9 protein-coding genes and 3 tRNA genes are annotated in these 14,140 nt (G+C 74.0%); 3 read left to right on the top strand and 9 right to left on the bottom strand.

From position 1 onward, the window contains the following. Positions 1-81: 81 nt before the first annotated feature. The 5 genes from ACWD4B_RS26460 to ACWD4B_RS26480 all read right to left on the bottom strand — a co-directional run bounded on the left by ACWD4B_RS26460 (position 82) and on the right by ACWD4B_RS26480 (position 7,305). The gene (locus ACWD4B_RS26460) at positions 82-1,530 is read right to left on the bottom strand and encodes an MFS transporter (protein ID WP_451423108.1); all 1,449 of its coding nucleotides are present in this window, start codon (positions 1,528-1,530) and stop codon (positions 82-84) included. A 78-nt stretch (positions 1,531-1,608) separates the two neighbouring features. Next, complete coding sequence (locus ACWD4B_RS26465; protein ID WP_451423131.1) at positions 1,609-3,672, bottom strand: ArnT family glycosyltransferase; 2,064 nt, start codon at positions 3,670-3,672, stop codon at positions 1,609-1,611. Continuing rightward, on the bottom strand, positions 3,591-4,886 hold the full coding sequence (locus tag ACWD4B_RS26470; protein WP_451423109.1) for a glycosyltransferase: 1,296 nt from the start codon (positions 4,884-4,886) through the stop codon (positions 3,591-3,593). Before ACWD4B_RS26470 ends, ACWD4B_RS26465 begins: the two co-directional genes overlap by 82 nt. A gap of 143 nt (positions 4,887-5,029) precedes the next feature. Further along, positions 5,030-6,556 (bottom strand): HAMP domain-containing sensor histidine kinase, encoded by a 1,527-nt coding sequence (locus tag ACWD4B_RS26475; protein WP_451423132.1) that lies wholly within the window; start codon positions 6,554-6,556, stop codon positions 5,030-5,032. Next, positions 6,556-7,305, bottom strand: a complete 750-nt coding sequence (locus ACWD4B_RS26480; protein WP_336410409.1) for a response regulator transcription factor — start codon at positions 7,303-7,305, stop codon at positions 6,556-6,558. The genes ACWD4B_RS26475 and ACWD4B_RS26480 overlap by 1 nt, the downstream gene beginning before the upstream one ends. Positions 7,306-7,425: 120 nt before the next feature. On the opposite strand from ACWD4B_RS26480, the gene ACWD4B_RS26485 reads away from it, so the two are divergent. Continuing rightward, positions 7,426-8,304 carry an LLM class F420-dependent oxidoreductase gene (locus ACWD4B_RS26485; RefSeq protein ID WP_451423110.1) on the top strand — a complete coding sequence of 293 codons (879 nt, stop codon included), beginning with the start codon at positions 7,426-7,428 and terminating at the stop codon, positions 8,302-8,304. A gap of 48 nt (positions 8,305-8,352) precedes the next feature. Here the strand turns inward: ACWD4B_RS26485 and ACWD4B_RS26490 are convergent. The 3 genes from ACWD4B_RS26490 to ACWD4B_RS26500 all read right to left on the bottom strand — a co-directional run bounded on the left by ACWD4B_RS26490 (position 8,353) and on the right by ACWD4B_RS26500 (position 8,806). Beyond that, positions 8,353-8,426: transfer RNA gene (locus ACWD4B_RS26490), tRNA-Met, on the bottom strand. 36 nt (positions 8,427-8,462) lie between these two features. Continuing rightward, a tRNA-Arg gene (locus tag ACWD4B_RS26495) sits at positions 8,463-8,535 on the bottom strand. 180 nt (positions 8,536-8,715) lie between these two features. Then, a tRNA-Ser gene (locus tag ACWD4B_RS26500) sits at positions 8,716-8,806 on the bottom strand. 211 nt (positions 8,807-9,017) lie between these two features. Here ACWD4B_RS26500 and ACWD4B_RS26505 point away from each other — a divergent pair. Continuing rightward, positions 9,018-9,476, top strand: coding sequence for an SSI family serine proteinase inhibitor (locus tag ACWD4B_RS26505; protein ID WP_451423111.1), 459 nt, complete (start codon positions 9,018-9,020; stop codon positions 9,474-9,476). 157 nt (positions 9,477-9,633) lie between these two features. After that, complete coding sequence (locus ACWD4B_RS26510; protein ID WP_451423112.1) at positions 9,634-13,503, top strand: PAS domain-containing protein; 3,870 nt, start codon at positions 9,634-9,636, stop codon at positions 13,501-13,503. A gap of 30 nt (positions 13,504-13,533) precedes the next feature. Here ACWD4B_RS26510 and ACWD4B_RS26515 read toward each other — a convergent pair whose 3' ends face one another. Next, on the bottom strand, positions 13,534-14,121 hold the full coding sequence (locus ACWD4B_RS26515; RefSeq protein ID WP_451423113.1) for a TetR family transcriptional regulator: 588 nt from the start codon (positions 14,119-14,121) through the stop codon (positions 13,534-13,536). Between the last annotated feature and the right edge of the window lie 19 nt (positions 14,122-14,140).

Here is a 14,140-nt window from a genome sequence, read left to right on the forward strand (position 1 = left end):
TCGTACGCACCGCCAACGACGCCCTCGGCGTCCTGCTGGGCACCGACCCCGCCCGGCTCCAGGACTCCCCCGCCGCCGAGTTCACCGGACTGCGCCCACGAGCTGGCTGGTGTGCACGCCAGTGGCGAACGCGTCCGCGATCTCCGCCCGCTGCGCAGGCGAATGCGCCCGCTCCAGCGCCGCCGGCAACGACCCCGCCCCCGCTGCAACTGCGGGAAGCAGCGCGGCGAAACGCGAGTTGAGGACCGCGCCCAGCACCGCCACGCCCAGGCCGTTGCCGCACTCCTGCAGCGTGCCGTTGACGCCGGCGCCGACGCCGGCCTTCTCCGGCGGGATCGCCGACATGATCGCGTTGGCCATGGCCGGCATGGACAGGGCGATGCCGGTGCCCATCAGGACCAGGCCCAGCAGCATGCCCCCGTACCCGTGCGCGCCGAGCGTCGCGATGGCCGCGAGGCCGGCCGCCAGCAGGCCCATGCCGCCCGCGATGGCCACCGGGGTGCCCACCTTCGGCAGCAGCCGGGCGCCCACGCCCGTCAGGTTGAGGACGACGATGACCAGGGCGAGCGGGGTCATGCGCAGGCCCGTCGCCAGCGGGCCGTAGCCCAGGACGAGTTGCAGGTGCTGGGTGAGCAGGAAGAACGAGCCGCCCATGCCGAAGGCGACGAGGATGCCGCCCGCGACCGCGCCGACGAACCGGCGGTTGCGGAAGAAGTGCATGTCCAGCATCGGGTACGGGATGCGGCGCTCCCAGAGCGCGAAGCCCGCCAGCGCGACGGCGCCGACCGCGGCCGACACGAGGACGCGCGCGGACGTCCAGCCGTGCCCGGGGCCGGAGATGATGGCGAAGGTGACGCCGGTCATGCCGATCGTCGAGAGCAGCGCGCCGAGCAGGTCGGGCCGGTCGCCGGTCGGGTTCTTCGACTCGGGGACGAGCTTGAGCACCGCGACCAGGCCGATCAGGGCCACCGGCAGGTTGATCAGGAAGATCGAGCCCCACCAGAAGTGGTCGAGCAGGGCGCCGCCGATGAGCGGCCCGGCGGCGAAGCCGAGCGAACCCACCGCGCCCCACAGGCCGATGGCCTTCGGGCGCTCCTCGTCGTCGAAGACCTGGACGACGACGGCCAGGGTGGTGGTCATCAGCAGCGCTCCGCCGATGCCCATGCCGGCGCGGGCGGCTATCAGTTCCCCGGTGGTCGTGGAGAGGGACGCCAGCAGCGAGCCGATGCCGAAGAGGGCGAGGCCCGTGGCGAGCATCTTCTTGCGCCCGTAGCGGTCGGCGGCGTTGCCCGCGGTGAGCAGCAGTCCGGCCTGCACCAGCGAGTAGGCGTTGATCATCCACTGGATGTCGGAGGTGGCCGCGCCCATCTCCTCCGTCAGGGACGGGATCGCCACCGTGAGCACGGTGTTGTCCAGCAGCACGGTGAGCTGTGCGAGGCAGATGACGCCGAGGATCATCCAGCGGGCCGGGTTGCGCGGTGGCCGCACTGCGGCCTCGGTGCCGGGTGAGCCGGCGGTCGTCGTCGTCATGCGTGTTCCCCCTTGTACGGTGCACGACTGGCTTGCGTCGTACACCGTACAAGGATCGCTCTACGCCGTACAAGCGATTTATTTTCCGGCTCGCGTCAGGTCGTAGAAGGTCGCACCCCCCACCGTGACCTTGGCGAAGTGCGCCTCCACCCACGCCGTGATCTCCGCGGCCGTACCGCGGCCGCCCCGGTCGCCCATGCCTCCCTTGCCACCCTTGCCGCCCCGGTCGCCGCCGGAGGCGATGAACCAGTGGATCCGACCGTCCTTCACCAGTTGCTGGAAGTGCGCGAGCGTGGGCGAGGGGTCGCTGCCGTTGAAGCCGCCGACCGGCATCACGGGCTGCTGCGTGGCGAGTTGGTAGCCCGCCGCGGTCTGCGAGCCGACGGCCGCCGCGGCCCAGGTGTACTTCCCGGCGTCCTTCCCCACCAGGTCCGCTGCCGCCTTGCTCACCCGCTGACCGCCGAGCAGCCCGGCCATGCCGCCCGGCATGTCACCGCGCCCCTTCGGCATCCCGCCGCCCTTGCCCGGTGTGAAGCCGCCGGGCGGGAAGCCGCCGGGCCGACCGGCCTTGCCCGCATGGGCGCCCGGACCCCCCAGACCACCCGGACCGCCCCGGCCGCCGTGTCCGCCGCCGAACCCGCCGAAGCCGCCCCGCACCGCCGGGCCCGCCGTCACGATCGAGCCGCCGTGCGCGGAGTTCACCGTGTTCAGCGTGTACGCGAACGGACCCGCCAGCGCGCTGCCCGCCGCGAGCACCGCGGCCCAGCGCACCGCGCGGCCCTCGCCGCGGCGGACCAGCAGCAGGGCGACGCCCGCCGCCACGCCGGCCGCCAGGACGGCCCACTTCAGCCATGGCAGCCAGTGCGGAGTGCGGTCCAGCAGGACGTACGCCCACCCCGCGGTCCCCGTCGTCACCAGCGCGAGCAGCGACACCGCCCGGCGCTCCCACAGCACCGCGACGCCCATGGCGACGAGCGCGGCCACGTACGGGGCCAGGGCCACCGTGTAGTACTGGTGGAAGATCCCCGACATGAAGCTGAAGATCGCAGCGGTCATCAGCAGTGCACCGCCCCAGACGAGGAACGCCGCCCGGCGGACGTCCGTACGCCCCGCGCGCCGCAGCAGCCACAGCACCGTCACCAGCAGCACCAGGGCGGCCGGCAGCAGCCAGGCGATCTGGCCGCCCGTGTCCGGGGCGAACAGCCGCCCGATGCCGGGCTGTCCCCAGTGGCCGCCGCCACCGTGCCCGCCCCCGCCGGGGCCGCCGCCGACGCTGCCGGTCTCGTTGCCGTTGATGCGGCCGAGGCCGTTGTAGCCGAAGGTCAGCTCCAGGAAGCTGTTGTGCTGCGAGCCGCCGACGTACGGGCGCGACGCGGCCGGCATGAGCTCGACGACCGCGACCCACCAGCCGCCGGCCACGACCAGCACCAGCCCGGCGAGGAGGAGCTGGACCACCCGGCGCAGCGGCCGCGTCGGCGCGCACACCAGGTACACCAGGGCCAGCGCCGGGAGGATCAGCCAGGCCTGCAGGGTCTTGGTCAGGAAGCCCAGGCCGAAGCAGAGCCCGGCCAGCATCAGCCACTTGGTGCTCGCGTGCTCCAACGCCCGCAGCACGCACGCGACGGCGCACACCATGAGCAGGCACAGCAGCGCGTCGGGGTTGTCGAAGCGGAACATCAGCGCGGCGACCGGGGTGAGCGCGAGCACCCCGCCCGCCAGCAGCCCCGCGGCCGTACCGAAGTGCCGCCGCACGGCGGCGTACAGCACGCCGACCGCGGCGACGCCGATGATCACCTCGGGGACCAGGATCGACCACGAACTGAGCCCGAAGAGCCGGACGGACAGGCCCATGGGCCACATCGCGGCGGGCGGCTTGTCGACGGTGATGGAGTTCGCGGCGTCGGAGGAGCCGAAGAAGAAGGCCTTCCAGCTCGCGCCGCCCGCCTGCGCGGCGGCGGCGTAGAACTGGTTGGCGTATCCGGAGGCGCTGAGGTCCCACAGATAGAGCGCGGCGGTGGCCGCGAGGAGCACGAGCAGAGCGGGGTTGACGCGTCGGAAGATCAACGGGGGCTCCCGGACGTCTCGTTGTGCGGACGTTCCCCGTCCGGCACGGCCGTATGCACAGCCTGTGGAAACACCCAGGCCCGCAGCAGCAGGAACCGCAGCGCCGTCGCCGCGAGGTTGGCCACGATCAGGACGGAGAGCTCGGCGCCGTGCGAGGCACTGCCGCCCGCCGCACCGAGGGCGGCCAGGGAGCCGCTGGTGAGGGCCAGGCCGATGGCGAACACCACCAGGCCCTGGGCCTGTTGGCGCATCGCCCGCTCGCGGCCCCGCACACCGAAGGTCAGCCGGCGGTTGGCGGCGGTGTTGGCCACGGCCGAGAGCAGCAGCGCCAGCGCGTTGGCGGCCTGCGGGCCCATGCCCATGCGGAACAGCGTGTACAGGCCCAGGTAGGCGAGCGTGCTCAGGGCACCGACGGTGCAGAAGCCGACCAACTGCCCGGCCAGGCCGCGCGGTACGCCCGGCACGGCCCGGTCGCGCGGGTCGTCGCCGAACGGCCTGCGCAGCCGCTCCAGCGGCAGCGCCCCGGTGGCCAGCGCGCGGCCGATCCGCCAGACGCCGCGCAGGTCCTCGGTGGCGGTGCGCACGATGTGCACCGAGCTGTCCGGGTCGTCGACCCAGTCCACCGGCACCTCGTGGATGCGCATCCCCGCCCGCTCGGCCAGCACGAGCAGTTCGGTGTCGAAGAACCAGCCCGTGTCCTCGACCAGCGGCAGCAGCGCCGCGGCCGCGTCCTTGCGGATCGCCTTGAAGCCGCACTGCGCGTCGGAGAAGCGCGCCGCGAGCCCGGTGCGCAGCACGAGGTTGTAGGCGCGGGAGATGAACTCCCGCTTGGGGCCGCGCACCACGCGCGACCCTCCGGCCAGCCGGGTCCCGATGGCGAGGTCGGAGTGGCCGGAGATCAGCGGGGCGACCAGCGGCAGCAGGGCGTTGAGGTCGGTCGACAGGTCGACGTCCATGTAGGCCAGGACGGGCGCGTCGGAGAGCGACCAGACGGTACGCAACGCCCGCCCGCGGCCCTTCTGTTCCAGCCGTACGGCACTGACCTCCTCGATCGCGTCGTCGAGCCTGGCCGCGACCTCGGGCGTGCCGTCGGTGCTGGCGTTGTCGGCGACGGTGATGCGGAAGCCGTACGGGAAGGTGGCCGTGAGGTGCGCGTGGAGACGGCGGACGCAGGCTTCGAGGTCGTCCTCCTCGTTGTACACCGGGACGACGACGTCGAGCACTGTCGCCGTCTGCCGGACGGCAAGCGGTGAACGGGCCGGTAGCGTTGGACAGTCGGGAGGGTTGGTCATGCGCCGACCCTCTCGGCCGGCGCTGTCGCGACCGTGTGATCACCCTGTGGGCCGCCTGTGAAGGGGCGTACGCGAGCGCGCCCCGTCAGGGGCGCGGGGAACTGCGCGACCGGCCACGACGGACCCGCACCCGAAGAACCGCCCTATGCAGGAAGCCGCACCGTGAAAACGGTGCCACGCCTCGGCCCGCTACGAGCCGAAACGGTACCCCCGTGCGCATCCACCACGGCCCGCACAATGGCCAGCCCCAACCCCGTACCGCCCCCCGCACGCGAGCGCGAGGCGTCACCGCGAGCGAACCGCTCGAAGACATGCGGCAACAGGTCGGGCGGGATACCCGGCCCGTCGTCCTCGACCTCCAGCACGGCGCACGCGCCACCGGCGGCGCCCCGCACCCGTGCGGTGACGGTCGTCCCGGGCGGCGTGTGCGTCCGGGCGTTGGCCAGCAGATTGACGAGCACCTGCTGCAGCCGGGCCGGGTCGCCGCGCACGCAGGCGGGCGCGTCCGGCAGGTCCAGCCGCCAGGTGTGGTCGGGACCGGCCGCCCGCGCATCGCTCACGGCGTCGACCACGAGCGGAGAGAGGTCGACGTCAGTGGACGAGAGCGGGCTGGGGGCACCTCTGGGGGCACCCCCAGCGGTAGCTGGGGGAGGTAGCTGGGGGACGGCGTCGAGGCGGGCGAGGAGCAGGAGGTCCTCCACCAGATCGGTCATCCGGCGGGCCTCCGACTCGATGCGCCCGAGGGCGTGCCGGGTCTCGGGGCCGGTCTCCTCGGCTCCCCTGCGGGTCAGTTCGGCGTACCCGCGGATGGAGGCGAGGGGCGTGCGCAGCTCGTGGCTGGCGTCGGCGACGAACTGCCGTACCCGCGTCTCGCTCTCCTGCCGCGCCGTCAGCGCCGAACCGACGTGCCCCAGCATACGGTTGAGGGCCGCGCCCACCTGCCCGGCCTCGGTGCGCGGATCGGCCTCGGTCTCGGGCACCCGCTCGTGCAGGGCCACCTCGCCGCTGTGCAGCGGGAGTTGGGCGACGCGGGTGGCGGTCGCGGCGACGCGGCGCAGCGGCCGCAGGGCGATGCGCACGGTGGCGGCGGCCGCGATCCCGGCCGCGGCGAGCGCGGCACCGGAGACGCACAGTTCGACGACGACCAGCGTGCCCAGGGTGTCCTGGGCGGCCGTGGTGGGGATGCCGACGAGGAAGACGGTGCCGTCGGGGGCGGCGACGGACCGGGCCCGGTACTGCCCGCGCCCGGGCAGGTCGACGTTGTGCGCCCGGCCGTCGCGGGCGAACCGGCCGAGGGCGTCGCTCTGGGCGTCGGTGAGCGGTTCGAGCGCGTCGTCGCCGGGCCAGGAGGAGGAGTCCGGCGGGGTGCTCACGGCCGACTGCTGCACCCGTCCGTCGGCGCCGACGAGCGCGCCGACGGTGCCCAGCGGCTGGCCGCCGCCCCGCACGAAGCGCAGCGGGCTGCTCTCGTGCGGCTCCGGCGGGCGGCGGCCCGCGGCCCGCACGGCCACCTCGTGCAGCTGGGCGTCGAGCTGCCCGTAGAGGTAGCTGCGCAGCACGATGGTGGTGACCGTGCCGATCACCGCGCACACGACGGCGACCAGGGCGACCGTGGAGACGACGAGCCGGGTGCGCAGGGGACGGTTGCGCAGGGGGCGGGGGCGACGGATCACGCGGGGACGGCCGGCTTGATGAGGTAGCCGGCGCCGCGCCGGGTGTGGATCATGGGGTCGCGCCCGGCGTCGATCTTTCTGCGCAGGTACGAGATGTAGAGCTCGACGACGTTGGCCTGGCCGCCGAAGTCGTAGGACCACACCCGGTCCAGGATCTGCGGCTTGCTGAGCACCCGGCGCGGGTTGCGCATCAGGAAGCGCAGCAGCTCGAACTCGGTGGCGGTCAGGTGGATGTCGGTGCCGGCGCGCGAGACCTCGTGGCTGTCCTCGTCCAGGACCAGGTCGCCGACCTGCAGCACGGACTCGTTGCGCGGCGCCACGGCGCGGGACCGGCGCAGCAGGCCGCGCAGCCGGGCGACGACCTCCTCCAGGCTGAAGGGCTTGGTGACGTAGTCGTCGCCGCCGGCCGTGAGCCCGGCGATCCGGTCCTCCACGGAGTCCTTGGCGGTGAGGAAGAGCACCGGCACGTCCGGCAGCTCGCGCCGCAGCCGGCCGAGCACGGCCAGGCCGTCCATGTCGGGCAGCATGACGTCGAGGACGACCGCGTCCGGGCGGAACTCCCGCGCGCGGCGCACCGCTTCGGCACCGTCGGGCGCGGTGTGCACGTCCCACCCCTCGTAGCGGAGGGCGAGCCGGAGGAGGTCGGCCAGCGAGGCCTCGTCGTCGACGACCAGGACGCGTACGGGACTTCCGTCGTCGTGCAGCAGCTGGGTGCGCCCGCTGGGCGGGCCGGAGGGCGGCGTCATGGCATCCGATGGTGCCGGGGGCGGGTGAGAGCCCCCTTTCGGCATTCTGTGAAACCTCTGAGAATCCGGCGGGCCCGGACCCCCGGGAATAAGCGGATGACGCCTCCAGTTTTCGTGATCATGGCACTGGACACAGCACTGGGAACCATCGGCATCTGGAGCGGCGGGCTCCGCGTGGACGCGCCCGAGCAGCTCGGCGAAGTCCGCGAGGCGGCACAGGAATTGGAGGAGCTCGGCTACGGCACGCTCTGGATCGGCGGCAGCCCCGGCATCCACCAGGCGGCACACATCCTGGAGGCCACGGAGCGGGCGACCGTGGGCACCAGCATCCTGAGCATCTGGAACCACGAGGCCGCCGACGTGGCCGCACAGTACGCGGCACTCCCCACCGGGCAGCGGGAGCGGTTCGTCCTCGGGCTCGGCGTGAGCCACAGCAAGCGCGCGGAAGCCTACGCCCGCCCGTACTCCGCGATGAAGACGTACCTGGACGGACTGGACAGCGCACCCGTGCCGCTGCCCGCCTCGCAGCGACTGCTCGCCGCGCTCGGCCCGAAGATGCTGGAGCTCTCGCGGGACCGGGCGGCGGGCGCCGTGCCGTACCTCGTCACGCCGGAGCACACGGCGCAGGCACGGGAGCGGCTGGGCGCCGGGGCGGTGCTCGCACCGGAACTGAAGGTCGTCCTGGACACCGACCTCGCCCGGGCCCGTGCCACGGCCCGCGACTACCTCGCCCTGTACCTGGCGCTGCCGAACTACACCAACAACCTGCTGCGGCTCGGCTTCGAGGAGGCGGACTTCGCCGGCGGCGGCAGCGACCGTCTGATCGACGCACTCTTCGCACTGGGCGACGGGGACGCCGTCCGGAAGCGGGTGGACGCGTTCCTCGCGGCCGGGGCCGACCACCTCGCGGTGCAGGCCGTGGTGCCGGACCAGCTGAACGTGCGCCTGCCCCGGGAGCAGTGGCGTGAGCTGGCGGACGTGCTGGGGCTGCGGGGGTAGCGGAAACGCCACAGGCCCGGTACCGAAGTACCGGGCCTGTGGTCTTAGTAGCGGGGACAGGATTTGAACCTGCGACCTCTGGGTTATGAGCCCAGCGAGCTACCGAGCTGCTCCACCCCGCGACGGACGAGAAGAACCGGAAACCGGCTTCCCGACTGTGCGCTCGGCAGGATTCGAACCTGCAACCTCTTGATCCGTAGTCAAGTGCTCTATCCGTTAAGCTACGAGCGCTCGGCTTCCCGGCTTGTTTCCTTGCCGGTCGGCGTTGCAGGAGCAACATTACATGAACTGCGCCGGGAGGCGAAATCCGTTCTGTCCACCCCGCCTGACCTGCGGAAACGGCAAAACGGCGACACAAACGGCAACGCAAGAGGCCCCGGCTGTCGTGATCGACAACCGGGGCCTCTACTGCGGAGGCGGAGGGATTTGAACCCTCGATGGGATTTAAGTCCCAAACCGCATTAGCAGTGCGGCGCCATAGACCGGACTAGGCGACGCCTCCAGCACACCCGCGCGGGCGCGAGCGTTGGTGCAGATGATGACACAGCTTCGTGCCTCATCACCAATCGCACCCTACGGTACCGGGCTTCCGGCACCGGGGGCAAAGGCGTTCCGGGTGCGCAACGCGCGGCGCACTGGCGCGTTAGACGGGCCGGGGCGGATCCCCTCCCCCGTGCCGGCCTCCGGCACGCACCCGTCCTTGGAGTCCCTGCATGCCGCTCCACCGCCTGGCCCTCGCAGCCGCCGCCCTGGCGGCGCCGGCCCTGCTCGCCGCCGCCGGCGCCACCGCCACCGCCGGCGCCGCGCCGATCCCGCTGCCCGAGCAGCAGGCCGCCGACCACCTCGTCGTCACGATCACCCACAGCGGAGATCTGGAGGGCACCTTTCATCTCTACTGTCACCCGTCGACCGGGAGCACCCACCCGCGCGCCGCGGACGCCTGCAAGCAGCTCGACGGCGGGACCACATGGGGCAAGGACCCCTTTGCACCCGTGCCCAAGGATCAGATCTGTCCGATGATCTACGGCGGGCCGCAGCAGGCCCACGTCACCGGCCGCTGGGCGGGACGACCGGTGGACGCGCAGTTCAACAGGACGAACGGGTGCGAAACAGCCCGCTGGGACAAGTTCTCCATTCTGTTCGGCGAGCCGAAAGCCCGTGCCATGACCTGACACACGAGGCATGTCCGGACGGTCCGCCACACCCGTCCACCGCCGTCGCGCCCGCCTCGGCAGCCCGTAGACTGCCCCCCAGTGACCCCCGCCGGAGCGGACCATTCCCCACCCGGCGCGGGCGGCAAGGTGCGGTAACCAGGGAGGAAGCGTCGTCGTGAGCAGCAGGCCATCCCGAGGCGCTGCTCGCCTCGCAGCCATACTCGACGCCCTCCCCGACGCCCTGCTGCTCGTCAACTGCAACGGCACCGTCGTCAACGCCAACCACATCGCGCTGGAGACCTTCGAGGTGCCCGGCACCGGTCTCGTCGGCCGCGGGCTGCTCGACCTGCTGCCGGACTTCGACTCCCGGCGCATCCCCGGCTCCATGCGGCTCCCGCAGGAGGAGGGCGGGCGCACCCGGCCCACCCGCATGATCGCCCGGCGCACCGACGGCACCCGCTTCCCGGTCGAGGTGACCAGCACCAACCTGGAGGACGGCCGCACCCCCTACGCCGACCCGCAGCCCTATACGGGCGACGAGCTGCTGATGATCGTCGTCCGCGACCTCACCGGCACCCTCGACACCGAGGCCGAACTCGCCCGCCAGCAGCGCCAGACCGAGATGATCCTGCGCGCGGCGGCCGAGGGCGTGGTCGGCGTCGACACCGCGGGCAAGGTCGTCCTCGTCAACCCCTCCGCCGCACAGATCCTCGGCTACCGCGCGAGCGACCTCGGCGGCCGCGAGCTGCACCCGCTGATCCACCACTCGCGCGCGGACGGCTCCCCCTTCCCCTACGACGAGTCCCCCATCGCCGACACCCTCCGCTCCGGGCGCAAGCACCGGGTGCGCGCACAGGTGCTGTGGGCCAAGGACGGGCGCGCGGTGGCCGTCGACCTGACGACCGCGCCCGTGCGCGACGGGGACCAGCTGGTCGGCGCCGTGATGACCTTCACCGACCGGCGCCCCTACGACGCACTCGCCGCACGCCACGCCCAGCTGCTCGCCGTCCTGGACGACGCGCTGCGCGGCCCCCTCGGCCAACTCCGCGCCGAGCTCGGCACCCTGGCCGACGACCCCGCGGGCCAGCTGTGGCCCGAGGCCAACCAGATCCTGCACCACCTCGCCGCCGGGTACGGGCGGATGACCGCCCTCGTCGACAACGTGCTGGCCTACCAGCAGCTCGACACCGGCACCGCGAAGCTGGAGCGCGCCAAGGCCGGGCTCGACGAGGTCGTCGCGGCGGGCGTCGAGGGCGCCGTCGAGCTGATCGGCCCCGGGCGCGCGCAGTTCGCGGTGCACGCCCCCGCCATCGAGGCGGAGGTCGACGCGGAGCAGTTCGCCCGGGCGCTCGCACACCTGGTCGCGGACGTGGCCGGCATCGACGCGACCGGCAAGACGGCCGCGGGCGACTCGACGATCGTGGTGGCGGCCGCCCAGCGCGGCGAGGTCGTCCGCATCGAGGTGCGCGGCCCGCACCCCGGCGGCAGCCCGGTGCACCAGCCGATCGTGCGCGGCATCGTGCAGCAGCACGGCGGCGTGCTGCAGAAGCACGACCGGGCGTACGTACTGGAGGTGCCCGTCTCGGCGGACGGCACCCCCGTGACCGGCTCCGACCTGCGGCCCGACCCGAACGCGAGCATCGGCGGCGGTACGACCGTGATGCCGATGCCCGCGCAGCGGGCGCGGGGGACGGCGGAGGAGACGGTCCCCGCCAAGGCCGACGGCGAGCCCGCCGCCCAGCCGACCGGGCGGCGGCGCGGCCCCGCCCGCGCCGAGGAGGAGACCCCGCAGCCGGCCGCCGCACCGACGGGCCGCCGGGCACGCCGCGAACCGGTGGCGGCGGAGGCGCCGCGCACCGCGTTCGCCCTGCCCCCCGCGGAAGCGGACCGCACGGCGCAGCCGGCGGGCCGGCGCGCCCGCCGCGCCGCGGTCCCCGCCCCCGGCCGCCAGGCCCCGGAACCGACCGCGCCCCGCACCGCGTTCGCCCTCCCGCCGGCCGAGGCGGACCGCCCGGCCAAGCCGGCCACCCCCGCACCGCGCAAGCCGGCCGACGACGGGTTCGCCTCCGGCGAGGACAGCCCGGCCGCATCGGCGCCGCCCGCGCCGGAGAAGCCCGCTGCGGCGCAGCCGGGCCTGCAGGGCGGCGGCATGGCGGCGTTCCTGCACGAGCACCCGCCCACCCCCGTACCGTTCCCGCCCGCGGCGCCCGAGGAGGCCCCGCGGGAGCGAGCGGCCGAACCGCGGGACGGCAAGCCCGAGTTCACGCCTGCGGCACCGGACGACAACGGGGAGCGCTCGCAGAGGGGCGGTACGTCGGCGTTCCTGGCGGAGCCGTCGGCGACGCCTCGTAACGGCGACGCAGCGTTCCCGCCTGCGGCGGGCGACGGCGGCAACCACCCGCAGGGTGGCGGCATCGCCGCATTCCTCCAGGAGCCGACGACGGCTGCCGGTCCTCGTATCGCCGATGCAGCATTCCCGCCTGCGGCGGGCGACAGCGGCAACCACGCGCAGGGCGGCGGCACATCGGCGTTCCTCCAGGAACCGACAGCGACCGCGCCGCGGAACGACCCGGCCCCGGCCGCTCAGGAGCCGACGCCCGCCGCAGGCGACAGCGTGCCGCAGGGCGGTACGGCCGCGTTCCTGCACGGCACACCGCCGTTCGTGCCTGTGGCGCCGGGTGGTCCCGGCGCGCTCCCGCAGGAGCAGCCCGCCCGGGCAGCCGCGCCGGAGGCGGCAGCGGCGGCGGCCCCGGCCCACACGCGGCCCGAGCAGGCCGTCGCCACGCCGGACGGGCCCGCACGTCCCGAGAGCGAGCGGCCCCGGCACGGGCAGCCCGCGGACGAGCCGGACAAGACGCCCCCCGCGCCGGAGACGGACGCGGCGCCCCGGCCCGCCGACTCCCCCGCGGAGAGCGGGGGTTCCCCGAACCCCAACCCCGGCACCGGGCGCCGCCGGGCCCGGCGTGCCCTCGCCGAGGAGCCGGGCGGCAGCACCCCGCAGGACGGGCCCCCCGCCCCGCGGCCCATCAGCGTGCGCACCCTCGGCCAGGGCCCCGGCGCCGGGGAGACCCCGGCCGGCGGCACCGCCGTCGGTTCGGGACGGCGCCGCAAGCTCGCGAACCCCGCCGACACCCCGCGCGAGGCCAAGGCGCAGGCCGCCCCGGCACCGGCGGCGCCCGCCCGCCCGCACCCGCTCCCGGAGGGCCGCGCCTTCGCGGTCGGCGCCCCGGACGAGGGTTCCGAGGGCCCCGAACCGCTGGACGGGCCGGGCGGTGCCGTCGAGGTCGTCGAGCCGGTGCGGCCGCCGATGGACGACGAGCTGCCCCCGGAGCCGCTGGACAACCCGCGGCGGCTGCTGGTCTGGCCGGCCCCGGACGCGTCCACGGAGTCCGCGCTGACCGAGCGCGGCTACCGCCCGGTGATCGTGCACTCGCGCGAGGAGGTCGACGCCCAGAAGGCGGCCTACCCGGCGGCGCTGTTCATCGACCCGCTGACCGGCCCGATCACCCGCACCGCGCTGCAGTCGCTGCGCGAGGCGGCGGTCGCGGCGGAGGTCCCGGTACTGGTGACGGCCGGTCTCGGGCAGGCCACGCGGGAGGCCGCGTACGGCGCCGACCCGGCCGTCCTGCTCAAGGCGCTGGCCCCGCGCGACAGCGAGATGCACCCGCCGCGGGTGCTGCTGATCGAGGAGCAGGAGCCGGTCGCGGGCGCGCTCCGGGCCACGCTGGAGCGCCGCGGCATGCACGTGGTGTGCGCGGCGACGGACGCCGAGGCCGTGCAGCTCGCGCAGCAGACGCACCCGAACCTGGTGGTGATGGACCTGATGCAGGTGCGCCGCCGCCGGGCCGGCATCGTCGACTGGCTGCGCGGCAACGGCCTGCTCAGCCACACCCCGCTCGTCGTCTACACGTCCGCGGACATGGACCCCTCGCAACTGCCGCGCCTGGCCTCGGGCGAGACGGTGCTGTTCCTGGCGGAACGCTCGACGAGCGCGGAGGTGCAGGGCCGGATCGTGGACCTGCTGGCGAAGATCGCCACCAACTAGGGCCAGTCCGATGGGTCAGTGCGCACCCCGTCAGGGGTGACGCTCCGTCAGCCTCCGCGCAGCCGTCCGCAGGGAACCCCGCAATCGCGTCAGGTCCCCCTCCGTGTCCCCGACGACGATCCGCCGCATCTGCGGCTGCACGGTGGCCCAGGAGGCCAGCGCGATCATGAGGAAGAGCAGGTCCTGCGCCGGGACGGCGTCGCTGATGACGCCCTTCTCCTGGGCCTCGGCGAAGGCCGCGACCTTGCGTGCGTAGTGGCCCCGGCGCTCGTCCTCGTGCGGGATGCCGCCGGTGCCGTACTCCAGGCCCTCCCAGAAGACGAGCCGGACCAGCTCGGGGTGGGCGGCGTGATAGTCGAAGAGGCGGTCGATCCAGCCGTCGGGGTCCTCCGCGTCGACGGGGTTGGCGACGGCGAGCTCCATCAGCCGCTTCTCCAGGACCTGGGAGAAGAGCTCGGCCTTGTTCCCGAAGTAGGCGTAGATCAGCTGCTTGTTGGCCCTGGCCTCGCGCGCGATCCGGTCCACGCGCGCCCCGGCGATGCCGTGCGCGGCGAACTCGGCGGTGGCCGCGGCGAAGATGCGGGCCTTGGTCGCCTCGGGGTCCCTGGTTGCTCCCATGCGCTCAGCGTAACCAACT

Source organism: Streptomyces sp. NPDC002536, assembly GCF_053594995.1.

What these genes read in the sequence shown, in the direction of transcription:
- ACWD4B_RS26470 (WP_451423109.1), bottom strand. Translation starts at nt 4,886, where the DNA reads ATGACCAACCCTCCCGACTGTCCAACGCTACCGGCCCGTTCACCGCTT.
- ACWD4B_RS26485 (WP_451423110.1), top strand. Translation starts at nt 7,426, where the DNA reads ATGGCACTGGACACAGCACTGGGAACCATCGGCATCTGGAGCGGCGGG.
- ACWD4B_RS26515 (WP_451423113.1), bottom strand. Translation starts at nt 14,121, where the DNA reads ATGGGAGCAACCAGGGACCCCGAGGCGACCAAGGCCCGCATCTTCGCC.
- ACWD4B_RS26460 (WP_451423108.1), bottom strand. Translation starts at nt 1,530, where the DNA reads ATGACGACGACGACCGCCGGCTCACCCGGCACCGAGGCCGCAGTGCGG.
- ACWD4B_RS26505 (WP_451423111.1), top strand. Translation starts at nt 9,018, where the DNA reads ATGCCGCTCCACCGCCTGGCCCTCGCAGCCGCCGCCCTGGCGGCGCCG.
- ACWD4B_RS26480 (WP_336410409.1), bottom strand. Translation starts at nt 7,305, where the DNA reads ATGACGCCGCCCTCCGGCCCGCCCAGCGGGCGCACCCAGCTGCTGCAC.